Below are 23365 nucleotides of genomic sequence, written 5' to 3'. Positions count from 1 at the left end.
AATGCACAAAGCAAGTAGTATTGCACGCATTTTCGCCTCATGGTAGGAAATCTAATTCACATCTGGTCTAATTACTTAATCCCTTTTTTCACCAATTCTGGAATTTGAGAAGGGCGTTCAGCTACAGGAACATCTACTTCTTTGAAAGCAGCTAATTTACTTTGGGCTGTACCAAAATTGGGGTCGCGTCCGATAACTGTTGCTAAAGTCCCGGTTTGACGCCAACTTTTTCCTGGTGGTGCTTGTCTTCCCGCAATGTAGGCAATTACTGGTTTATCAATGGCTTCAGCAATGTACCGCGCTGCTGCTTCTTCGCTACCACCACCGGGTTGACCGACCAAAACGATCGCTTCTGTAGTTTCATCTTCGTCGAGAATTTGTAACCATTGCAAAAACGATGAACCAACGATCGCATCACTACCAATGCTGACACTAATGGACTGTCCCAAACCAGCTTTTGTTAATTCGTAGGCGACTTCGTAGGTAAGGGTACTACTACGACTGACAATTCCCACTGGCCCCGGTGTATAAAATTCGCTTGGTTGAGTTCCTAAGAGAATTTTTCCTGGCACAACGATCCCCGGACTATTTGGCCCGACAACCAAAGTTTCGCAGGCTTCGGCTTTGCGGAGTAATTGCACCATATCCAAAGGTGGCACTCCAGCCGTAATAATAATAATTTGGCGAATCTGAGATGCGATCGCTTCCAATGCCGCATCCAAAACATCATAAGGACTTACACAGATAATTGTCGTGTCAATTGCGCCAAATTTTTCTACTACCTCTTCCACTAAGTCAAATACTGGTAGTTCGTGCAGTTCCTGTCCGCCGCATCCAGGATTGACACCAGCTATCAAATTCGTCCCATAGGCTTTCATTTGAGCAACATGAGTGCCTGATATAAATTCACAAAAGCCTTGAATTAAGACTTTACTTTCTGGCGTTAAGTTCATAATAAATTACCGTAAGCTTGGCAAGCCAGTTAACCCCTTCGGGGAATTCAAAATTCAAAACTTGTACTGAGCGCAGTCGAAGTATTCAAAATTCAAATGACTATTTCTTCTTAGTAGTTGGTTTGGCAAGACGAACTGCAACTTCCACTGCTTCATCTAAATTTTCTACCACAACAAGAGCGCTGCTGTGAGTTTTCAGTGTTGCTAAATAACTTTTAGCCGCATTCAACTCAGAACCAGCAAGGCGGACAACTAAGGTGGGAAGATTATCTCGCCCAATTTTACTACCGTTAGAGCGTACTATATTTAATTTGAGTTCGTTTTTGTCTTGCTGTACAAATTTGGCGATAATTCCAGCTAGTTCCTCAGGCTGAGGAATGCTACCCAGGAAGTTAATTAGTATAACTTCGATGCTTGTATCAGCAGCCAAAATTTTCAAACCTGTTTCTAGGCGATCGCTAAATGTAGTTGGCGTAGTATCTGTAAGAAAAGCATGGCGTAGATTCAAACAAACACCTGGGTTACCGCCAGCATTAGCAACTAAATCCAAAGTTGCCATTACTGAACCAGTACCATTACCTAAAATACCGATTTTTCCGTGCATTTGCACGCCATCCCAGTCGCCCAAAATACCGTTAATTTCAGTACTGGGATGACGGCTGATGATTTTTGCTGCCATTTCCACAAGATCTGGATGACGCTTGATGGATCGTTCATTGACCCTGACTTTACCATTAAGAGCCATAACTTCGCCATCAGGATTGACAGCTAAGGGATTAATTTCGACTAAATCCAGGTCTTTTTGCACAAATAACTGGTACATCTTCTGGAGAACGCTGCTTACCGATTGCATTAGCGTTCCTTGCAAACCCATTTTCAAAGCCAGTCGTCTGGCATAAAATGGCGAGAATTCTTGTTCGACGACGACATAGTGCATTTTTTCGCCAGCGGATTCCCAATCGATGTTTGCTTCTTTGCAACCTAAAAGTACGGGTCGGCAAACAGCGGTGTCTAAAACCACTGCCAGATAAAATTCTTGGTTGGCGTCGTATTGGGATTCTGCCAGCACAACCTCCGGCAACTCGCCCCATATCGGTAAAGTAAAGATATTTTGGGCAGCAGCGATCGCATCGATTGTTGTTTCGGCAAACCTAACTCCACCTGCTTTTGCCCGTTCTGCCCCATGTACTTGAGATTTCAGTACAATTGGAAAGCCAATTTTTAAACGTTTCAAATCTGTAGGATGGTCAATTCGTTGCGAAGGCAATACAGGAATGCCGATCTTCCCAAACCATTCTTTAACTTGGTACTCTAATAAATCCATTGATACACCTTGTCTTGACACTTTCCAAGCTTTTGATTATTGCTGTCTAAATATTTAGCAGCAGCTTTATTACATATTGGCAGCTATAAAAACTTATTTTCACGTATCAATTTTATCGAATTCAGCAAATGAGGCAAATTAATTATTCTAGCCACAAGACTTCATTAATCTCCTCAGTAGACTTCCCAGCATAGAAGATAACTAGCATCCTGTCAAAAACCTCTAACATCGCAACATTTCCTTAACCTGCGGATAATTTTGTCACAATTACTCTGCAACTATAATCTTGTCAGAGAGAAGCTGTTGTGAATTTAATTGCCACAAAATCATGCAGTGAAAATACACAAAAATATTATTATTCCCATTTTTTATCGAAAATATATACCTGGGGATAGATTATCTAACTTGGTATCTACCAACTTGAAAATGTAGCCATACGAACAATTACTAGTATTTGAAATTTTGGTTAAAAGTTGGAATTTGTGTTAGAAAGTTGTTCGATTAGATTTTCAGCCTGTGGTTGGTTAAACTGTGCGTCTTTATTCAAAAAACCCAAACAGTTCATTTGATCTCCTTGAAGATAATCAAAACAATATAAAATTTCAGTACGAAAGCTCTATGAAAGTAGCAGTACAGCAAGAAGATTTACAGCTTTTAGCCAAAACTTTGCAGGAACAATTGCTTGTAGAAGTCCCATTGGCTGGAGTCTTTCAAGTTAAGTGTGCCGTCAATAAAGACGAGCTAATGATTTTAAGCCAACACCCATCAGGTGTAACAGTTGATGCTCAGGTCATCTTTGCAGTCATTGAAGACGCACTTCAGTCTTTAGCACCCTACAGAGAGCAGCGAGTCCAATGTTTCCTGAGAGTTTTTGGCGAACAACTTCCTTATGCCAAACGTTTTCTCGCTCTCAAGCACAGGACGGAATCGAATGACGGCGATCTGGGGATCTGGGCATCTGGGGGAATCAGGGAAGAGGAGGTGGGGACGCACGGACGCACGGACACGGAGACACAAAGGCACGGGGATATGGAGAGTTCTTTCCCCACGTCCTCATCGGCTCTGACTTATCTTCCATCATTGGATGAAACTGAAGATGAGGAAGTATTTGACCCATTTGCAGATGCGCCGATGCCGGTTTCTAAGCCAACACGGCAAGTCAAACCCATTTTCATTGGTGTAGCCTTGGTGGGAATTGTGGTTTTAGGCGTTGGTGGTTATTTACTGACTCGCCCTTGTGTGATGTCTGAGTGTAAAGAAATACAAGTTGCCGAGCAATTAAAAATAGAATCTCCCAAATTGATACGTCGGGCCAAGTCGGAAAAAGAATTAATCGCAGTGCAGCAGCGACTGACGACGGCTAGCACAGCCTTGAGTGTAATTCCTAGTTGGTCGCCCCGTTACCAGATGTCAGAAGAACTCAAAGCCAGTTTGTCTGGGCGGTCAGAAAAAATCAGCCAGGTAATTAAGGCTTTGCAGACTGCATCTTTGGCGGCAGAAAAAATTAAAGCTCCCGCACGTAGTTTAGAAGAAATACAAGCTAGACAACATTTATGGCGACAGGCGATCGCACCACTAGAGGCCATAACTCCCAATAGCGAACTTTATCCACTGATACAAGCAAAATTATTCAGTTATCGCATTAGTTTGCACGCTGTCAATCAGCAGATACAAACTGAAGAAAAATGGCTCAAAAAACTAGCAGCAGCAAAAGATGTAGCTAATACAGCCGAAAGCCGCCAAGCTACTGCTAAATCCTTGAAGGATTGGCAAAAAGTCCAGTCTAACTGGCAGGTAGTGATTAATGCTTTGAGGGTAATTCCCCAGACTAGTCCTGCATATGAAGAAGCCCAAAACTTGTTGTTAGAGTATAAACCTAAGTTAGTAACAGCACGCGATCGCGCTACTAAAGAACAATTAGCTGCCAGAACTTACCAACAAGCTGTTAGCACCGCCAACCAAGCCAAAGTCTATCAACAACAAAATCAATGGCAAGCAGCTGCGACATACTGGGAGCAGGCTTTGGAAACTGCTAAAAAAGTTTCCCAAGATAGCTTGTATTACACTCAGGCTCAGTCCTTAATCGAACCCTACTCAACAGCCCTCAAACAAGCACAAGAAAAACTACAAGTTGTCAGCGATTTGCAACAAACCCGCATTGACTTAGAAAAAACCTGTGTTAATGGAATTCGGATTTGCACCTTTAGTATGGACAATGCAGGAATTATTGTCCGCTTAACCCGTGAGTATGACCAATTAAGGCAAAATACTTCGGCGAATCCTGATTCTGAGAATTCAAATACTGCTGTCGAGCTTACCAATCACTTGCAAATCTTACAGGAAGCTTTGGCTGTAATTAGTGACAATGCCAACTTATCCCTTTATCTTTATGATTCTCAAGATCAGGTGATTTATACGCGGACACTGGGAGGGTAAAAAAGTTAGGAGTTAAAAATTTAGAGTAAATCTACAGATATTTCCGAATCTGCTGTTGTATTTGTTGCACATTCTCAATGGACAAATCTGTTGCAGAAGCAATAATTAAGCAAGGGACTGGGGACTGGCGACTGGGTGAAAAGTTTTTTTATCTAAGTTTTATCATTTGTTGATGTCCTAACAGTCTTGTCTATTGGTATATGAATATTTGCAATAACTCTTACAAAGTAAATCTTAAGTCGCAGATGCAGGATGAAGCGAGGTTTTCTCTGTGGACGAAACTAGCAGTTCCCTGTACAACCTATCGATCTAACAAGCGTATCTATCCCACACAAGTACCGATCCAGCCGCCTGACGGTGGGTTGACCTCTGATTCGAGCGCTATCACAGATCGGATTCGCGTACTTTCAAAATCACGCTTATTACGTTTACGGGGAATACTTTCTCAAGAAGCGATCGCCCAACTCAACAGATCGCTATTAATTGCCCTCGATTTACCAGGGCAAGATGATGAAATACTTTTGGATGTATAGCAGTTGAAGCATATTTGAGGACACAGCGCGCTCGTAAAGCCTGGAGGCTAAGAGACTTTCTTTGCTTATTGCCTGTTTCCTCCTATCGCTTACTGCTTCACCCGATTAATTGCGCTGCGGAATTAAAAAACTGACGACACAATCCTCTAGTTAATAATACTGTTGTCATTAAGTTAGCAAAAGCAACCATGAAGGTAATTAAAATTTCGTAGGATACAGCATCCAAGGGTTTGACACCAGCTAGTAACTGTCCGGTGGTAATTCCTGGTATTGCCACCATACCTATAAGTACCATTTGATTGAGAGTTGGGATCAGTGCTGCTCTGATGGCGTTTTTGCGGTACTGTGTGACTGCTTGCTCTGGAGTTGCGCCTAAGCTCAAGTGGGTTTCTATTTCTAAATGGCTGGAATTAATGGTGCTGACAAGTCGTTCGCCAGCGATCGCTGCTGCGTTCATAGCATTACCTATGACTATTCCTGCTAAGGGAATTACGTACTGTGGTTCATACCATCTGTTTGGTTGAAGAATTAAGAAGTTACTGTAAAGCACTGTCAGAGCAGTACTGATGAAAATTGCACCCCATACTAAAGGCAATACATAAGGTATCTTTTGGCTGATGCGATTTCGTGCGACAATCGCCGTAATCGTCAGCATAATTGCTAATATTGCCAAAACTGCCCAACCATTGTCCAAAGCAAAGATGAAATCTAAAATGTATCCCAATACAAGTAGTTGTAAGATGGTTCTTCCAGTAGCAAGGGCTAAGTTTAACTCAAGCCCTAATTTTTCCCACGTAGATACACCAATGGCGATCGCTATTAATCCTAAGGCAATGCCTAAATCCACGAAATCCAGTTCAATCGGCTCCTGCATGGGTTTTCTTTCTCCTGGTATTTTCTTTTCAAAGCAGCACCCACACGTGGAACTTTGATTCGATGTGTTGGCTCTTGGTTGATATATATCACTTTCATCAATTCAAAATTCAAAATGGTACAACTTTAACATGGCAAACACTTAGTCAGCTGCCGAGGGCATTTAACGCAGCACATCTTTTCGCGTTGACTGTTGACAGTTAACTGTAAGCAGTCAAAAGCATGAGTAACTGTGCAATTTAAAAGCTCAACAGCTTAACACTACTATCTGTAAATTCAAAGTGCAGTAGTTGACTACACCACAATTTAAGCGAAAACCCTAATAGATGCCTAATTTGGGCGATAGTCTTTTAACAGCTTTTTGATTAACAATTCAATCAGCAAAAACTGACTCTCGAAGCGCATCCTTTGTATCTTCCGATAAAATAAAAACTCATGATCCAAAGCGTAAATCCCGTCCCTGCTTTTGACATCAAGCAACAATACACCGGCATCGAAGCAGAAGTAAGTGCAGCCGTCTTAGAAGTTCTGGCTTCTGGTCGTTATATAGGTGGGCCCTTAGTCGAAGGCTTCGAGCAACAGTTTGCCGCCTATCATGGTGTTAGCCAATGTGTAGCTTGTAATTCTGGTACTGATGCGCTCTATTTAGCTCTACGAGCCTTGGGAATTGGTGCAGGCGATGAGGTGATCGCAACACCTTTCACTTTTATCGCTACTGCTGAAGTGATTAGCGCCGTGGGTGCAAAACCTGTTTTTGTTGATATTGATGCGACTACGTTTAACTTAGATGTAGAGCAAATAGCAGCGGCGATTACACCAAAAACCAAAGCGATTATCCCGGTTCACCTATTTGGGCAACCAGTGGATATGACATCATTGATGGCGATCGCTCTTTCTCACAACTTGTCAGTAATTGAAGATTGCGCTCAATCTACAGGCGCAATGTGGGGCGAGCAAAAAGTCGGAAGCATTGGACATATTGGTTGCTTTAGTTTTTATCCTACCAAGAATCTTGGTGGTTGCGGTGATGGCGGAGCGATAACGACTAACGATCCAGCGATCGCCGCAAAACTGCGAGTCCTACGAGATCATGGAAGTAAAATTCGATATCTGCACGAGGAAATAGGTGTAAATAGCCGCTTGGATGCTCTACAAGCGGCTATTTTGCAAATTAAGCTGCGTTATTTGGATATTTGGAATGAAAGGCGGCGAGAAATTGCCAATTATTACTATCAATTTCTGAGTCAAATTCCCGCCATCGTCCCGCCTCAAGAATTACCAGGGGGTATTGGCGTATGGAACCAATACACAATTCGCATCTCAGGCCAAGGACGAAACGGTGCCAGCGCCAAATATCGAGATTGGGTGCGTACTCAATTGCAAGACCAAGGCGTTAGTTCAATGGTTTATTACCCCTATCCTTTACACTTGCAGCCAGTTTATCAAAATCTCGGCTATCAAATTGGAGATTTCCCAGTAGCAGAGCAAGCCTGCCATGAAGTCATATCTTTGCCTATGTTTCCAGAACTGACACAACAACAGCAAGACCAGGTGATTTATGCGCTAAAAGATTTATTGAATTAAGCTAAAGTGTTGACTGTTAACAGTTAACAGTCAACACTTAACATCCTAAAAAGGCTATTTAGGCGAAACCATTTTTTCGCTAGCAATGATGTGTAAATCAATGTTTTTGAGCAAGCGCACCAATTTTTGCGTTAAAGAACCTTTCAGGAGTATTTGCCAGCGCGATCGCTGACTTTCTCCAATTACAATTTGGGTGATTCGATATTTTTCTGCGGTTTCGGCGATCGCATTAGCTACGTTATTACTAGTTACTCGAATAAAAGTCCCTTCAAATTCTTTACACATTTTTTCACAAGTATCAATGTGTAAACTTTCCTCTTTAGTAAGGAAACGTTCTGGATCGGCAACAAACAAAGTATACAGCGGTGCATTCATGTAGTTAGCGATTCTTGCACCACGCCGTAACAGTTGCACAGAGTTAGGGTAAGTAGATATACATACCAAAACTCGTTCGTGAATGTTACAAAATTGTCCGTTTGGGGTAATGGCGATCGCGTTTTCTTCTACGTTGTCTGCGACTTCTCGCAAAGCCAACTCGCGTAAAGCAATTAGGTTACGACGTTGGAAAAAGTTATCGAGGGACTGTTGGATTTTTTGCGGTGCGTAAATCTTGCCTTCTAATAATCTTTCTTGTAGCGTTTCCGGCGTAACATCCACTACTAATACTTCATCTGCTTCATCTAGAATCCTGTCGGGAACGCGTTCGCGCACCACCACTCCGGTAATTCTGGCTACTAAGTCATTGAGACTTTCTAGATGTTGGACATTCATCGTTGAGTAGACATCGATACCTGCCGCCAAGACTACTTCTACATCTTCGTAGCGCTTTTCTCGTGGGGAACCAGGGACATTGGTATGGGCAAGTTCATCGATTAAAACTAATTGGGGCGATCGCTTTAAAATAGCATCTGTATCCATATCCGTTAGAGTCAACCCACCGCGAGGATATTGCTTGCGCGGCACAATCTCCAGCCCTTGTGCCTTTTCTGCTGTTTCCTTACGTCCGTGGGTTTCCAAAAGTCCCACAACGACATCAATTCCTTCTTGTTTGAGTGCGTGTCCCTCTTCCAACATCCTGTAGGTTTTACCTACCCCAGGAGCCATACCAATAAAGATTTTATGCTTACCGCGCCGTGGCGGATAAAGCGAGTAACTTGCAGAATTTAAAGGCACCTTTCCAGGAGACTCAGTGTTATCTGGCATGTGAGTTTTAGGGGATGGGGGGATGGGGGGATGGGGAGATGAGGGGATAGAGAAGTGTGGGGGGAAAGATTTCTTCCCCATCCTCCCACACCTCCCACACTCCCTGCTTGCCCCATGCCCTGTTTGGCCGATTTACTGATTTTGCTGACGATTAATATCTTGTAGGTCGAGAGCATAATTTAATCGGAGGACGTTGACGCCAGGTTCGCCAAAAATCCATAAAAATCTGCCATCAGTATATTTATTAATTAGACGCAAAATTTCGTCTTGTTCGACTCCACGGGCGCGAGCTACTCGCTCTAATTGCTGGCGTGCTGCTTTGAAGGAAATATGGGGATCTAAACCCGAACCAGAGGTGTAGATAATATCAGCGATCGCTTCAAGATTTTCGTCTCGTAATTGATTTGACTGCTCTACAATCCGATTGAGTAGCTCTGGATTGCTAGGAGCAAGATTGCTAGCTCCAGATATGCCAGTTGGCCTTGCTTTTCTACCTTGGCTATATCTAACAGTACTAGGACGAGAATGGAAATATCCTTCAGATGTGAAAGTTTGACCAATTAAAGCTGAGCCAATTGGTTGATTATTTAAATTCAGCACGATGCTCCCGTTAGCCTGGTAGGGTAAGAAAACTTGACCCACTACAAGGATTAGAAGAGGATAAACGATCGCAGTTAACAACCAAAGCATTAGAGTTATGAAAATTGCTCTGATTGTTTCTCGAATAATAGCCATAATAAATTTTCTACTTGCTCCTAAAATTAATTTTTAATTTTTAATTTTTAATTTTTTTGCCAAACAGGATGCTGTCAACAGCATGAATCATTGGAGAACTACCACATTCAACCACAGCAAGCTAAAAATAGCGAGTGGTAGATGTTAGGGAACTCCCAGAAATAAAAACAACTGCTTGAAGTTGCTGATTGATGACGAGCGTTAACTGTTGACTGCGAACAGTCTAATATTTCTTTGTTTGGAAGTGTCTTCCCAAACAAAGGATATCGCCCAAGCAGTGCTTTTGTATGAGTCATTGAACTGCCAATCTCAAGGTTATTTCTCAGTTTTGAGTAACTATACTATATTTATTCGTATTCCTTTTGTTTACCCTCTCAACAGCTAAAAGTAAAAATAAAACTGGCAAAAATATCAATTATCCTACCAAGGTAAGAGGCGCTAATTTTGCGCCATCTCTACTTTTGCTGTTGTTAAGCTAAGCCTACAGCTGTAATCAGCATATCTATCAACTTAATAGCGATAAACGGCGCAATTACTCCACCTAAACCATAAATCAATATATTACGTTGTAATAACTGATTAGCTGTTAGGGGTCTAAATCGCACGCCCTTCAATGCTAAGGGAATCAAAGCCGGAATAATCAAAGCATTATAAATCAGTGCTGATAATACAGCAGAATTAGGGCTGGTCAAATTCATAATATTCAGACTTTGCAAGTTAGCAGCGACAAAGATTACTGGAATAATCGCAAAGTATTTAGCAATATCATTGGCGATGGAAAATGTAGTCAATGCGCCGCGAGTAATCAGCAATTGTTTGCCAATACTTACAATGTCGATTAATTTTGTGGGATCGGAGTCCAGATCTACCATATTGGCGGCTTCTTTTGCCGCTTGGGTTCCTGTATTCATCGCCACCCCGACGTTAGCTTGAGCTAATGCAGGAGCATCGTTAGTTCCGTCCCCTGTCATGGCGACTAGTTTGCCTGCTGCTTGTTCTTGTTGAATGACGCTGATTTTGTCTTCTGGTGTGGCTTCGGCGATGAAGTCATCCACCCCAGCTTCTTTGGCAATGACGGAAGCTGTAATTCTGTTATCCCCTGTTAGCATCACGGTACGCACTCCCATACGTCGCAGTGCAAGAAAGCGATCGCGGATACCAGGTTTTACAATATCTTTAAGATAAATAACTCCGTAGATTTCGTTATCTAGGCTAACTGCTAGGGGCGTACCTCCTAACAATGAAACTCGTTCGTAGGCTGCATCTAATTCTGGAGTATCGCGTCCGTTGCGGGAACGAACAAATCCTTTAATGGCTCCCACCGCTCCCTTCCTGGCTTCGTGTCCGCCGGGTAAGTTGGTTCCACTCATGCGGGTTTTGGCAGAAAAATCCACACCTTCAGCTTGACTGGCATCAAAATCAAATCTTGCGCCTAACCTTTCTGCCAGCCGCACAATGGATTTACCTTCTGGGGTATCATCAAATACGCTAGCTGCCCAGGCAACGCTGGCAATTTCCGCCATTGTATGATCGTTGATCGGAATAAATTCTTCTGCCAAGCGGTTGCCAAGGGTAATTGTACCGGTCTTATCGAGAACAAGAGTGTTGACGTCTCCAGAGGCTTCTACGGCTCGTCCTGAGGTGGCAATGACGTTAAATTGGGCGACTCGATCCATACCAGCAATGCCGATGGTACTCAGTAATCCTCCGATGGTGGTGGGTATCAATGCTACTAATAGGGCAATCAAAATTGGCACGCTAACTGGACTATTGACATAGTAGGCAAGTGCGGGCAAAGTCGCCACAACAAACAAAAATATGAGGCTGAGAACTGCTAACAACACCGTTAAGGCAATTTCATTTGGTGTTTTGCTGCGTTCTGCCCCTTCCACCAAGGCAATCATCCGGTCGATAAAACCTTTACCTGGGTCAGATGTGATGCGGATAATTAATTCATCGGAAATAATTCGCGTCCCACCGGTGACGGAACTGGCAACATCAGAACCGGATTCTTTTAATACAGGTGCAGATTCCCCAGTAATTGCCGATTCGTCCACAGAGGCCACACCCATGATTACCTCACCATCGGCAGGTATAATATCGCCAGCGACTACGTAGATATTATCGCCTTGTTTGAGGCTGGTGGATGAAACTTCACTCACTGTGCCATCGGCAGCGAGTTTTTTAGCAATGGTCTCTGATTTTGTAGACCGCAAGGCATCAGCTTGCGCTTTTCCTCGCCCTTCAGCTACGGCTTCTGCAAAATTAGCAAACCAAACTGTAAAGAATAAAACCCCTGATAACAAGCCGTTAAACACTTGCGGGTTCTTTTGGTTGGTTGGGCCAAATAAGTTGGGATCGATGGTTACCAATATAGTAACGATCGTCCCCACCCAAACCAAAAACATCACCGGATTTTTGATTGCATACTTAGGGTTGAGCTTGATAAAAGCATCTCGAACGGCCCTTAAGTACAACCACTTAGTATTTATTCTAGCTTTTTTACGTGCTTGGCGGCGATCGCCAGGACGAGAACTGGGGCGTCTAGCTTTGGAGGTAGTTGCCGCTTTATTCATAAAATTAGGAATGAGAGTTAAAAGTTAGGAGTTAGGAGTTAGGAGTGAGGAGTTAGAAGTTAAAAGTTAGGAGTTATTAATTGACAACTCATAATTCATCACTCATCACTCATCACTCATAATTTATCTAGCTGCCAGAGGCTAGCTGCAAACCTTCGGCTATGGGGCCTAAAGCTAGAACTGGAAAGAAAGTCAAGACTCCCAAAATCAGGGTTACTCCACCAGCGATCCCAATAAATACTAAAGAATCAGTTCTCAGGGTGCCGGGAGTTTCGGGGACTTCTTGTTTGCGAGACATGCCGTCAGCTAAGAGGAGGATGGCAAACATGGGAATGTAGCGTCCTACTATCAAGCTAAATAAAGTACTTAAGTTCCACCAGAGGCTATTATCTTTCAATCCTTCCAAGCCAGAACCATTATTTGCCCCAGCTGAGGCAAATTCATAAACTACTTGGGAAATGCCGTGATAGCCAGGATTGCTAATTCCAGATAGGGAAATGGGATAAGCTAAGGCGATGGCGCTGGGAATTAAAACTACAATTGGGTGAATTAACAGCACTACGCTGGCAAGGACGATTTCTCGTTTTTCAATTTTGCGTCCTAAAAATTCTGGGGTGCGTCCCACCATTAACCCAGTTAGAAAAACGGTGAGAATTAAGTAAATCAATAAGTAAGCTGTTCCAGTTCCTTGACCGCCCCAGATAATTTGGATAAATAAGTTGAAGAGAGTCGAAAATATTCCCTGTGGCATTAGAGAATCGTGCATCCCGTTCACAGCACCACACATGGTAGCGGTGGTCATAACTGCCCACAATGCCGTTTGTGCCCAACCAAATCGGACTTCTTTACCCTCTAAAGAAGGCTGTTCTAATCCAACGGTTCTGTTTACCAGGGGATTACCTTGTAGTTCTCCCACGGCTGTGACCCCAACCAGAACTACAAAAACCCCAAACACCATCCAGAAAAGCAGCCACGCTTGTTTGATGTTGTTGGCAAACACGCCATAAGTGTAAATCAAGGCTGCTGGTATGGCAATCATGGCGATCGCTTCGATTAAATTAGAAGCGCCATTGGGATTTTCAAAGGGATGGGCAGAATTAGCGCCAAAAAAGCCGCCGCCATTTTCGCCCAACATTTTGATCGCTTCAAAGGATGCTACCGGTCCTCTGGCAATGTACTGGGTTCCACCTTCTAAGGTTGTCACATCGATAGTCTTAGCTAATGTTTGCGGTACACCTACTAAAACCAAAGCGATCGCGCCAACAATTGATATTGGTAGTAATATTCGTGTAATGGCACGGGTGAGATCTACGTAAAAGTTACCTAGTCTTCTACCCGTCAACCCCCGAATAAAAGCAATTCCCACCGCTAAGCCGGTGGCTGCGGAGGTGAACATCAAAAAGCCTAAAGCTGATACCTGACTAAAATAACTTAAGGTTGTCTCACCAGCATAGTGTTGCTGGTCGGTATTTGTTAAAAAGGAAATAGTTGTGTGCAGCAACACATCCCAATTAGGCCTGCCAAAACCATTAGGATTCCAGGGTAAGAATTTTTGAAAATATAACAGTAAATACACTGAAATCCCCATAATCAGATTAGTGCATATTACAGCCCGGATATATTGCCAAGCTGTCATATCATCTTTTCTACGAACGCCCGCTAGTACGTACATACTTCGCTCTATCGGGTTCATTAAGAAATCAAGCAGTGTTTTTTCTCCCAAGAAAACACGCGCCATGTATCTTCCAAAGACTGGAGTAATTGCTACAACGATACACAGCGTTAAGCCGATTTGTAAAAATCCTTGTCCCATGTATTTTATGCTCTATATAAATTTAAGTGCTGGAAGCTAATCCCTAAAAATAACAGATTAACGGTTGATGTCTCCCATCGCCTGTAACTTGGCGATATTTTATAGCAGTACCCTTTGATTTTTGAAGTTATTTGTCTAATACAATTTCACTAAAAGCCTGATACATATAGATTTCGCGTAGGGAACATTGCCGTGCCCCTACCAACGTATTTGTATAATCATCAAAGTGAAACGGTATAAGCAGGTAAGAGCCAAGAGTCAAGAAGTCTTTTCAAGTTGCAAGTTACCTTCGCAAAAATTAAATAGGATTACTGGATAGATATCACCCAAATAATTCTCAGTAATAAGTACTGGATTAAGGACTGTCTTAACTCGTTAAGCAATTACTATTTTCCAAATACCTGTTAAAGTTTATGTTAAGAATATTTAAATTTTACTCTTATTTATCTGCCCTGCTAGTAAGTATCATTAGTTTATACAATAGATTTTTAATATTTGCTACTTTCAAAAATATAAGGGGTTTCTAGAAAATAGATTAACCTCTTATCAAAAATAATAATCACACTCTAGAGGGAGGAAACAGCAACACAAGGCTGTGCTTCTTTGGTTTAATAGTAAGTAAGCGGACACAATTATTTAGAAGACGCATTTCGACCCTTCGGCAAGCTCAGGGCATCGCTGCGCTCAATGCTCGAACCTTGAGAAAATGAGGGTTGAGTTTCGACTACGCTCAACTTCTGCGAAGTCGAAATCCGGCAACCTCAAGTTAGGTTTAATTTAGTCCTTCTACTTAATTTAAATTACTATAATTACTTTTTTACGTATTTGTCATACTACATTTCATAAGTTTTATTTAAGTATTGCAGGCGATAGCATAAGCATTTGCCTTAATATTCTGATGTTAGCCACCACAAGCCAGTTATTTGCAAGTGCGTAGGCGTAGCTCATCGTTCGCGTAACGTCTCCCAGAGAAGATATCGCTTGCTTGAGTTATTGCAGATATTCCTTATTATTTATTGCCCATTGTTTGCTCCTACCAGATCGGTTCTGCAAATCAAATTGCTATAAGCCATTGTTATATTGAAATTACCATGATGAATTTTTGAGGTTAATCAAAATGACACAAGAATTAATAGACCTCAGAACTTGTATTTTAGAAGGACGCTACGCAGATGCCTTGGCAATTGTAGATGAATTAGAGGGAATGAGTAAAAAGGCAGTTCTGCGGCAAATCAAATCGTTTGTCAGAATTCTACTGATTCATTTAATGAAGAATCAATTAGAGCAGAGATTAACAAATTCTTGGGCAGCTTCTATTCGGAATACAATCCGCGAAATTAGAGAAGTAAATCTCAAAGAAAATAAAACATCTTATTATATCAATTTAAATGAATGGGAAAATTTGATAGAAGAGGAAGTTATGGAAGATGCGATCGCAGATGCAAGTGAAGAAGCGATGAATGGTAAATTGACTCGCTCTCAATTATCAGCGATGCTAGATAAAAACCAGATTATATCTACAGCAGTGAGTTTCTTGGCTTTAACATATACTTATTCGCCAAAGGAATTACCAGTAATTATGGATGATTATTTGAGCCAGTTAGCTGGGGGAAGCAATTGGATAAATCGAGAACAATAAGGCGATCGCTCTTTATTTTAAAGTGGAAGCTAGGAAAAATACTGAAGTAACAAATATAGTCAATATTCCGGTATGCTGATTGCGAAAATGTAACATTTATTTTATAGTACTGTACGGATAACAAACAAAGAAGTTTTCGCCAATTCAAGGTAGAGATGATGAAAGAAATAACTCGCCGCAAATTTATCGCCACAGCCACCTTGGCGACGGGTTTTGCTTTGGCAGTGCAACCGATTTCTGCCGGAGTCATCACCACTGATACCAAGGGTTTGGTAGCTGGTGCGGTGAAAATTCCTGTTAAAGATGGTGAAATTCCTGCCTATAGAGCATTACCCACCACTGGTGATAATTTCCCAATTGTTCTGGTACTCTCAGAAATCTTTGGCGTACACGAGCATATTCAGGATATCACTCGCCGCTTTGCTAAGTTAGGGTATTTGGCGATCGCTCCGGAATTGTTTGTCCGTCAAGGCGATGTCTCAAAATTAAGCAGTATCGATGAAATTCGCCCAATTATTGCCAAAGTACCAGATGCCCAAGTGTTATCCGACCTTGATGCAACATTAGACTGGGCAGTGAAATCAGCTAAGGGTAATGCTAATAAATTAGCCATTACAGGCTTTTGTTGGGGCGGCCGCATCACCTGGCTATACGCAGCGCATAATCCCAAAGTGAAAGCAGGTGTAGCATGGTACGGGCGACTCGTCGGTGATGCTAATCAACTTCAACCCAAGTATCCCGTTGATATTGCCTCAAAACTGGCAGTACCCGTTCTGGGACTTTACGGCGGTCAGGATACTGGTATTCCTCTAGATACAGTAGAGCAAATGCGGGAGCGCCTCAAGTCAAGCAGCAGCAAATCTGAAATCATTGTCTACCCCGATGCACCCCACGCCTTTTTTGCTGATTATCGTCCTTCCTACCGCGAAACAGAAGCTAAGGACGGTTGGCAGCGACTGTTAGCGTGGTTTAAGGAACATGGCGTGCAATAAGTTATGTGATGCCCTGTTAAAGACTTATCATTTAGAGGGCAGGTCTTAGCAGGGCGCAGGAAGTAGGGGAAAGATTTGGGATTTTTGCACAGATGCGGTAATTATAAATAGACATAGGAGTAAAAAATAATGTAGAGACGTAGCAATGCTACGTCTCTACAAGGGTTTTAGATAACTTTCTTTGTTTGTTGCCTGTTCCCTGCTCTTACTACAGAATTTTTGACGCGATAATTACAATAAATACTGCAAGACCTAGCCCTCTGCGAAAATAATTAACGCCATCAAATAATTCCAGCCACGCCCAAGTAAACAACGCGCCATTTGCCACTACATCTAAGACTGTATTGATTTTGCCAGTTGTCAAAACCAGAGATAGTAAACTAGCTGCCGCCCAAAGAATAAGTGGTGGGTTTGGCGGCTGAGCTATAACAATGTTGCCATTGCTGTCGCGGAAAATTTTATCAACTAATGTATTTTCTTTATTTCCTGTATTTTGCATTATTTTCAATTGCTACTTCGCGAAAGATTACTAACTTTTACCGGATGGTCTGTTGGTACTAGACCGAGATTTTGTTGCTAATTCTTTAATCAAATTAAAACATTTAATAAATCTCAAACACCTATCTAATTGCTGAGATTGCAGTTGCAAAAACAAAGAATACAGCAGTTGAAGCATAACTTAGGACATAAACCGTAAAACGCTCAAATCATATCGTGTTCGGGTGAAGACTTATCATTTAGAGGGCAGGAGGCAGGCCTCTTGCCTATTCCCTCTTGTACCATTTCACTAAAATCCTGATACAAATTCTTTCCCCTCTGCTCAAGAGCACCTGAAGCTTCCCTGCTTGCCTAAATGTATCAACCTTAAAGTGAAACGGTATTGCCTCTCCCAATATCATACAAATAGAAAAACCTCCCTTACCGGGAGGTTGAAAATTTAGCGGAGACAACTTGTAAACTTAGAGAAGAACTACAGCGATCGCTCCTCCGAGTGCTGAGAAAATGGCGGATACGACTGCTGTGGCAAACAACCACCAAGCTGCTGTAGCTGCGGCTTTGCGGGTTTCTTCTGCCTGCCGCTGTGCTTGATGTTTGACTTCTTCGAGGCGGCGTTGGGCTTCGCGCTGTATGCGTTCTGCACGTTGCAATACTGTGTTGCGTGCCCGTTCGATTTGATCAACGATCCGGTTGGCGTCTTCCTGGGAAATGTCCTCACGAGAACTCAGGATTGCTACTAGGGTATCGCGGTCAAAGGAGGACAGGCGATCGCGCAGTGCATCAAACCCAGCTTGGGGATCTTCAAAAAAGATACGGACATCGCGCTTGATACTATCATAATTCAATTCTGGGCGATCTAGGGAATTAAGGTAGTTGCGGATGCGGGCAAATACTCCGTCAATTGCATCTTGAATGCCTCGTTGGATGCTCCGTACTTGTTCGACAAATTGATCTCTGACGGAAACAATGTTATCGGCAATCCGCGCTGCTTCTTCATCGCTGATATCTTCACGAATTTTCAGCAGGGCGATGATGGTAGAACGGTCAAAATGAGATAGGCGATCGCTCAAACTTTCTACACCCACTCGCGGATCGTGCAACAGTAGTTGCAAGTCGCGTTTGATACCTTCTGGGTTGAGTTCTTCTTTGCCAGTTTGCCGGAGATATTCTTCCAGATAAGCTTTGAATGTATCTACTCTTTGCTGTGTTCTGGTAGCTAAACGACGAGGCGCACGTACAATGTTGCGAATCGAATTTTGTACGGAATCAATGATTTCATTGACTTGCTGTTCGCTCAGGTCTTCACGTTGACTGAGCAATTTCACCAATGTATCCCTGTCTACTTGGGACAATCGGCGGCGTAGTGCTATGGCTCCATCTTGGGGATTTTCAAACAATCTATTCAAATCCCTTTGAATACCTTCTGGATTTAATTCTTGTTTGCCAGTATTCCGCAGGTAATCTGCAATGGTGCTGGTAACTGATTCGTATTGTTCTTTTGCTCTGTGTGCTAAAGCTTGGGGTGCGTGGCGGATACTATGCCACGACTCTTCCACGGCGTTAATGATTTGATTAACTTGCTCTTCGGTCAAATCTTCCCGCTGACTCAATAGCTGTACTAAAGTATCGCGGTCAAAGCGAGACAATCGCGCCCGAATGGCAGAAATTCCAGCTTGGGGATCTTCGAGTACGGTTTTGAGGTCGGCGCGGATGGCATCAGGATTGAGTTCTGCTTTGCCAGTGTTACGCAGATATGATTCGACATTCAACCACAGAGTTTCTGCTTGATATTGTGCTTGTTCGGCCAGACTCTTGGATTCAATTAAAGCGCGATCGCGTTGTTTTTCCAATTCGTCCAAAATGCTATCGACTTCATACAGCTGCACATCACTACGTTCCAGCAATATCTGTCGCATTTCGTCACGTTGAATGTGCGCCAGTCGCAACACCAGAGTTTCATAATCTGCTTCTGGGTCTTGCAATAACGGTTTGAAATCGCGCTCAATACCTTCGGGTGTTAACTCTGTTTTGGCAGTAACCAGCAGATAACTTTCAACTCGGCGTTGCAAGTCTTGTACGATTTCTCTTTCTTCTTCACCTGTGACTCGGATCAGTACTTCTTTGCGAACAATTTCTAATCGGTCTGCAATGCGCTGAATTTGGGTTTGGGTAAGCAATCCCCGCTGTTGCAAAATATTGACGAAATCGTTGCGGGATAGCCGTTCTAGTTCTCTGCGGATTGTCCCAGGATCGCCAGCTGGGTCATAAATGACATCGGCAAATTCTTGAGCAATTCTTTCTTGGCTGAGTTGCCAAGCATAGGTGTTGGACAGGTAGTTTTCCACATCAGCCCGAATTGGACTATAGGGTTGGGATGGTGTTGGTGTGGGCAAACCTAGCTTATCTGCTTGTTGGGTAACTTTGTCTTTGGCAGTGGTCAGACTACGCAGGATTTTTTCCACATCCAAATCGGATAAATCAGTGCGTCCTAACACTATGCCGGTTAAAGCAGATAGTCCTTGTTGGAGTGTGCTTTGAATTGGGCCGGGTGCAGCTTTTTGGTCGGCTTCCTTGGAACCGCGCATTTCTGCCACTAACCGATCCAGCTTGCTATTGAGTTCATCTGTCTTGGTTTGTCCGGGTGGCAGTGATTTGAGATAATCAATCAATTCACCCAAACGGTCTTGGTTGGGTGCTTGCTGGCTAACTACTTGTTGCCAAACTTTATACAAAGTATCAGCGATGCGGCTAGCATCTTTTTTGGAAAGGTCGGTACGACTGCTGACTAAATCGATAAACTTTTGGCGATCGATGTTGCGGATGTCTGGACTACCAGCGATCGCTTTTATTTGCGGGTCGTTGAGTAAATTTTCAAAATCGCTGCGAATCTTCGATAAATCTAACTCTGGCGGACGCAGCTTATCTAAGTAATCTTCAATATTTTCTCGAATACTTACTGGGTCGATGGCGCTTCCTAGTTCCCGACGCACAGCAGCAGCAGCGGCTTCAGCTGTGGCTACAACTTGGTTATTAACAGCTTTTGCTCCCAATGCGGCGGTAGCTGTCCCCATAATCGCCTGAAAACCTGAGGTTGCCGTATTCACAACCGAGCCAATTAACGAACCCACGGTGGTGGAACTTACCCAAACCAGCAGCAAAAAGTAAGCACCCCAAATCACCAGACCGAGAATTGCTCCTAACCTTGGGTCTAAAATCACAAGGCTCAACTTCACAGCCAGGAAAGTGGCAATTAATAAAGCGATGGTTACAGTAACTAATGTCCAAAGTCCTACTGCTGTGCCGACTTTGCGAATAGTGCCGCCCAAACTTCCGACTTCACCACCATCTGAATCTGAGTCGGATGGACGCCCCAGGTAGGAAATACCGGCTGCAACAGAGAGATTAGTAAGCACTAATTGAAAAGCAAAAGCTAAAATCACGCCTGAGATTAAAGCCACAAAAAAGCGGGGCCCCGAAGGCGTGATAACTGAGGGATCTACTGGAACCTGTGCTAACCACAATAGTGGCTTGTAGAGTCCCAGCATGATTTCCGTACTTTCAAACATTGTATTTCCTTGTCTTAGTGTTTAATTTTTTTTGGGCGGATTAAGAATTTCGTGAGAAGTAACTCTTAGTATTTATCTAGTCTACCTATGGCAATACCTAACTCTTAAGATCAGAATCGTGGAATTTAGGTGTTTAAAGCATCTCTCCAAAGATTGAAAACACTATCCAGCGAAAGATATAAATTTTATTATCTCTTGGCGTAAATATTAATCAAATTGATACTTGCTACTAATATATATAGCGTTATTTTCTAAATTTTCAATTGTTTTTATCGCATTTATTTTGAATAAAATTGTAGTTTTCTGACAAATCCCAAGCATTTGGTGAAATACCTATTTTTATCACTCTCTCAAGGTTGATTTGTTTAGAAAAATACACGAGCGAGCATCGGTCATGAGAAGTGCTTGTAGTTTGTGCCCACAGACAGAAAGCAATTTAAATATCAATAGCTACATTAAAGTTAACAAATGAATAATTGAGGGCAAACAAATGGCAACTAACTATTGTAAAAATTCGCCAATAATTGGAACTGGATAAACGGAATTGTCAGTTGTGGTTTCTTTGTTGCAAATAACAAATGAGCCTTCGGGTTTGCCAGTTGCTCGTGGGGAAACCTCCAAGACCAAAACCGCGCTGGCTCACTAATGGATGTGCAACCTAAAATGCACATAAAAGACTTAAAAAGCAGTTGAATTTAAGAGGAAAAAGCAATGCAAACTCCTGAAACTCGTCCGTCTACTGATTTACCACCAGTAGCTCAAGCTTACAACGGCCGCGATCGCAATGAATTTCTATTTGGCTGGACTCCCCAAGCTGAAATCTGGAATGGTCGTTTTGCAATGATTGGTTTTCTTGCCTATTTACTTTGGGATTTAGCTGGTTTTAGCGTCCTGCGCGACATACTGCGGATAATTGGCTACTAAACGTTAAATGCCTAAAAAATACTAAACATTGGAGGGAAAAATGGTTAATAAAGAAACTCGTCCATCTACTGATTTACCAGCAGTCGCACCAGAATACAACGGCGTAGACCGCAATGCCTTTTTGTTTGGCTGGACTCCCCAAGCAGAAATTTGGAATGGTCGCCTAGCGATGATTGGCTTTGTTTTCTATTTACTTTGGGATTTAGCCGGCTATAGTTTTGTGCGCGACGTATTGCACATCATCAGATATTAACAAATGATTAGTAGAGACGTTGCAATGCAACGTCTCTACTTGTTTTACAGCAAAAAGCGAAATAACACATAAAAAGCCGAAGTTACTAACTGTAGTAGCATCACTGGAATACCGTAGTGCAAAAAAGTTTTAAACGATATTCGCTGTCCATGCTGCTCAGAGATGCCGGCAGCCACGATATTAGATGATGCTCCCACTAATGTGCCATTACCTCCTAAAGTTGCACCAAACATCATTGCATAAAACAGTGGTAAAACTTCTGGGGGAAACTGTCCTTGAAAATCCTGCGCTAGAACTTCTGCGGGTGCTAAACCAACAGTGACAATATACTGTTTGAGTAAGGGCACCATCCCCACCACTAAAGGGATATTGGGCACTACGCTAGATAATATGCCTACAAAAAATAACAGAACTAGCGAACCTAGAATAATATTTTTCCCTAAAATAGCGGCTAATACTCCTGATAAACCATCAATTACACCTGTTTTTTCCAGCCCTCCTATTAGCACAAAAATACTCATAAAAAATATTAATGTACTCCAATCTATATCGCGCAAAATATTATTAACCGAATCAATTTTGCTATGATGAGATAATAGCAAAGCTAAAGCTGCTCCTAACAAAGCCACGGCAGCGGGAGAGATGGGAACTGGGAGAGATTCTCCAATCACAAAAAATAGCAGCACAAAAAAGACAATAATTGCACCCACACTTAAAGCTCGTGGATGATTAATTTGGGGATGTGGCAATTCTTCGAGATTATCTAGTCGGGTATTCCAAATTTTACGAAATAAAAATGGTAGGATTGCAATTACTGTGACAACAGCAATTACTCCTCCTAAACTTAACTTTAATAAGTAATCAGTAAAAGTAATATTCACTGCATCCCCAACAATAAATGTAGCGGGGTCGCCAACTAAAGTCAGCAGTCCGGCACTATTAGCTACAAATACCATTAAAATTAATAAGGGTACGAAATTTATTCCAATTTCTTTTGCCATTGGTGGAATTAAAGGTGCTAACAACATGACTGTTGTGGCATTCGGTAAAACAGCACAAATGGGTGTGACAATAGCCACTATACCGAGTAATAGACGCTTGCCTTGTCCTTTGGCAAGAAGGACTATTTGAGTAGCTAAATATTCAAATATTTTGGTAGGCTCAAAAGCCCGTACTAACACCATCACTCCAAAGAATAAACCAAGTGTTCCATGACTATTGCCGATGTAACTAACAGCTTGTTCTAAAGTCATAACGTTGCTAAAAACTAATAACAATGCTCCTAATAATGCAGCAATGGTGAGGTGTACCCATTCTGTCATCACTAAAATGATGACGCCGATAAATGTAACCACACTGAGGATGGCTTGCCAGTTTTCCACAGCTGAACTCCCACAGTTTAATTGATTGAGTATTAGCGAAAAAAGCCACCTAATTATAGGTGACTTATCTAAGATTACAAT

At 42.4% G+C, this 23365-nt stretch carries 17 protein-coding genes; 7 read left to right on the top strand and 10 right to left on the bottom strand.

Going from position 1 to position 23365, the window contains the following annotated elements:
- Positions 1–71: 71 nt before the first annotated feature.
- Together NSTC745_RS35125 and NSTC745_RS35120 are read right to left on the bottom strand one after the other, a co-directional pair.
- Positions 72–953 carry a succinate--CoA ligase subunit alpha gene (locus NSTC745_RS35125; protein WP_445635152.1) on the bottom strand — a complete coding sequence of 294 codons (882 nt, stop codon included), beginning with the start codon at positions 951–953 and terminating at the stop codon, positions 72–74.
- Between the two features lie 100 nt (positions 954–1053).
- The gene (locus NSTC745_RS35120) at positions 1054–2277 is read right to left on the bottom strand and encodes an ATP-grasp domain-containing protein (RefSeq protein WP_445635151.1); all 1224 of its coding nucleotides are present in this window, start codon (positions 2275–2277) and stop codon (positions 1054–1056) included.
- 618 nt (positions 2278–2895) lie between these two features.
- Here NSTC745_RS35120 and NSTC745_RS35115 point away from each other — a divergent pair.
- Entirely contained in the window at positions 2896–4713 is a 1818-nt protein-coding gene (locus NSTC745_RS35115) for a hypothetical protein (protein WP_445635150.1), read from the top strand.
- 245 nt (positions 4714–4958) lie between these two features.
- Positions 4959–5246 (top strand): type II toxin-antitoxin system PemK/MazF family toxin, encoded by a 288-nt coding sequence (locus tag NSTC745_RS35110; protein WP_445638761.1) that lies wholly within the window; start codon positions 4959–4961, stop codon positions 5244–5246.
- Between the two features lie 97 nt (positions 5247–5343).
- Here NSTC745_RS35110 and NSTC745_RS35105 read toward each other — a convergent pair whose 3' ends face one another.
- Positions 5344–6120 carry an ABC transporter permease gene (locus NSTC745_RS35105; protein ID WP_445635149.1) on the bottom strand — a complete coding sequence of 259 codons (777 nt, stop codon included), beginning with the start codon at positions 6118–6120 and terminating at the stop codon, positions 5344–5346.
- Positions 6121–6554: 434 nt separating this feature from the next.
- Here NSTC745_RS35105 and NSTC745_RS35100 point away from each other — a divergent pair, with 434 nt between their 5' ends.
- The gene (locus NSTC745_RS35100; protein ID WP_445635148.1) at positions 6555–7703 is read left to right on the top strand and encodes a DegT/DnrJ/EryC1/StrS family aminotransferase; all 1149 of its coding nucleotides are present in this window, start codon (positions 6555–6557) and stop codon (positions 7701–7703) included.
- Positions 7704–7757: 54 nt separating this feature from the next.
- On the opposite strand, the gene NSTC745_RS35095 is transcribed toward NSTC745_RS35100, so the two are convergent.
- The 4 genes from NSTC745_RS35095 to kdpA all read right to left on the bottom strand — a co-directional run bounded on the left by NSTC745_RS35095 (position 7758) and on the right by kdpA (position 14030).
- Positions 7758–8906 (bottom strand): universal stress protein, encoded by a 1149-nt coding sequence (locus NSTC745_RS35095; protein WP_445635147.1) that lies wholly within the window; start codon positions 8904–8906, stop codon positions 7758–7760.
- 132 nt (positions 8907–9038) lie between these two features.
- The gene (gene kdpC, locus NSTC745_RS35090; protein WP_445635146.1) at positions 9039–9641 is read right to left on the bottom strand and encodes a K(+)-transporting ATPase subunit C; all 603 of its coding nucleotides are present in this window, start codon (positions 9639–9641) and stop codon (positions 9039–9041) included.
- 470 nt (positions 9642–10111) lie between these two features.
- Positions 10112–12217 carry a potassium-transporting ATPase subunit KdpB gene (gene kdpB / locus NSTC745_RS35085; protein WP_445635145.1) on the bottom strand — a complete coding sequence of 702 codons (2106 nt, stop codon included), beginning with the start codon at positions 12215–12217 and terminating at the stop codon, positions 10112–10114.
- Between the two features lie 127 nt (positions 12218–12344).
- Positions 12345–14030 carry a potassium-transporting ATPase subunit KdpA gene (gene kdpA / locus NSTC745_RS35080; protein WP_445635144.1) on the bottom strand — a complete coding sequence of 562 codons (1686 nt, stop codon included), beginning with the start codon at positions 14028–14030 and terminating at the stop codon, positions 12345–12347.
- A gap of 1117 nt (positions 14031–15147) precedes the next feature.
- On the opposite strand from kdpA, the gene NSTC745_RS35075 reads away from it, so the two are divergent.
- Together NSTC745_RS35075 and NSTC745_RS35070 are read left to right on the top strand one after the other, a co-directional pair.
- Positions 15148–15669 (top strand): DUF29 family protein, encoded by a 522-nt coding sequence (locus NSTC745_RS35075; RefSeq protein ID WP_445635143.1) that lies wholly within the window; start codon positions 15148–15150, stop codon positions 15667–15669.
- Between the two features lie 158 nt (positions 15670–15827).
- The gene (locus NSTC745_RS35070; protein WP_445638760.1) at positions 15828–16661 is read left to right on the top strand and encodes a dienelactone hydrolase family protein; all 834 of its coding nucleotides are present in this window, start codon (positions 15828–15830) and stop codon (positions 16659–16661) included.
- A 208-nt stretch (positions 16662–16869) separates the two neighbouring features.
- On the opposite strand, the gene NSTC745_RS35065 is transcribed toward NSTC745_RS35070, so the two are convergent.
- Complete coding sequence (locus NSTC745_RS35065; RefSeq protein WP_445635142.1) at positions 16870–17160, bottom strand: hypothetical protein; 291 nt, start codon at positions 17158–17160, stop codon at positions 16870–16872.
- 460 nt (positions 17161–17620) lie between these two features.
- On the bottom strand, positions 17621–20725 hold the full coding sequence (locus NSTC745_RS35060; protein ID WP_445635141.1) for an MFS transporter: 3105 nt from the start codon (positions 20723–20725) through the stop codon (positions 17621–17623).
- Positions 20726–21436: 711 nt separating this feature from the next.
- On the opposite strand from NSTC745_RS35060, the gene NSTC745_RS35055 reads away from it, so the two are divergent.
- The gene (locus tag NSTC745_RS35055; RefSeq protein ID WP_445635140.1) at positions 21437–21649 is read left to right on the top strand and encodes a chlorophyll a/b-binding protein; all 213 of its coding nucleotides are present in this window, start codon (positions 21437–21439) and stop codon (positions 21647–21649) included.
- A gap of 40 nt (positions 21650–21689) precedes the next feature.
- Positions 21690–21902: a chlorophyll a/b-binding protein gene (locus tag NSTC745_RS35050; RefSeq protein ID WP_445635139.1), complete on the top strand. Its 213-nt coding sequence runs from the start codon at positions 21690–21692 to the stop codon at positions 21900–21902.
- Positions 21903–21946: 44 nt separating this feature from the next.
- Here the strand turns inward: NSTC745_RS35050 and NSTC745_RS35045 are convergent, their stop codons facing one another.
- Complete coding sequence (locus tag NSTC745_RS35045) at positions 21947–23284, bottom strand: ArsB/NhaD family transporter (protein WP_445635138.1); 1338 nt, start codon at positions 23282–23284, stop codon at positions 21947–21949.
- Positions 23285–23365: the final 81 nt, after the last annotated feature.

It is taken from the genome of Nostoc sp. DSM 114161 (genome assembly GCF_052692665.1).
Note: the sequence above shows the minus strand (reverse complement) of the source record. Positions and strands in the feature narration are given on the sequence as shown.

Coding starts and splice junctions, on each gene's coding strand:
- NSTC745_RS35125 (WP_445635152.1), bottom strand. CDS start 953: ATGAACTTAACGCCAGAAAGTAAAGTCTTAATTCAAGGCTTTTGTGAA.
- NSTC745_RS35120 (WP_445635151.1), bottom strand. CDS start 2,277: ATGGATTTATTAGAGTACCAAGTTAAAGAATGGTTTGGGAAGATCGGC.
- NSTC745_RS35115 (WP_445635150.1), top strand. CDS start 2,896: ATGAAAGTAGCAGTACAGCAAGAAGATTTACAGCTTTTAGCCAAAACT.
- NSTC745_RS35110 (WP_445638761.1), top strand. CDS start 4,959: ATGCAGGATGAAGCGAGGTTTTCTCTGTGGACGAAACTAGCAGTTCCC.
- NSTC745_RS35105 (WP_445635149.1), bottom strand. CDS start 6,120: ATGCAGGAGCCGATTGAACTGGATTTCGTGGATTTAGGCATTGCCTTA.
- NSTC745_RS35100 (WP_445635148.1), top strand. CDS start 6,555: ATGATCCAAAGCGTAAATCCCGTCCCTGCTTTTGACATCAAGCAACAA.
- NSTC745_RS35095 (WP_445635147.1), bottom strand. CDS start 8,906: ATGCCAGATAACACTGAGTCTCCTGGAAAGGTGCCTTTAAATTCTGCA.
- kdpC (WP_445635146.1), bottom strand. CDS start 9,641: ATGGCTATTATTCGAGAAACAATCAGAGCAATTTTCATAACTCTAATG.
- kdpB (WP_445635145.1), bottom strand. CDS start 12,217: ATGAATAAAGCGGCAACTACCTCCAAAGCTAGACGCCCCAGTTCTCGT.
- kdpA (WP_445635144.1), bottom strand. CDS start 14,030: ATGGGACAAGGATTTTTACAAATCGGCTTAACGCTGTGTATCGTTGTA.
- NSTC745_RS35075 (WP_445635143.1), top strand. CDS start 15,148: ATGACACAAGAATTAATAGACCTCAGAACTTGTATTTTAGAAGGACGC.
- NSTC745_RS35070 (WP_445638760.1), top strand. CDS start 15,828: ATGAAAGAAATAACTCGCCGCAAATTTATCGCCACAGCCACCTTGGCG.
- NSTC745_RS35065 (WP_445635142.1), bottom strand. CDS start 17,160: ATGCAAAATACAGGAAATAAAGAAAATACATTAGTTGATAAAATTTTC.
- NSTC745_RS35060 (WP_445635141.1), bottom strand. CDS start 20,725: ATGTTTGAAAGTACGGAAATCATGCTGGGACTCTACAAGCCACTATTG.
- NSTC745_RS35055 (WP_445635140.1), top strand. CDS start 21,437: ATGCAAACTCCTGAAACTCGTCCGTCTACTGATTTACCACCAGTAGCT.
- NSTC745_RS35050 (WP_445635139.1), top strand. CDS start 21,690: ATGGTTAATAAAGAAACTCGTCCATCTACTGATTTACCAGCAGTCGCA.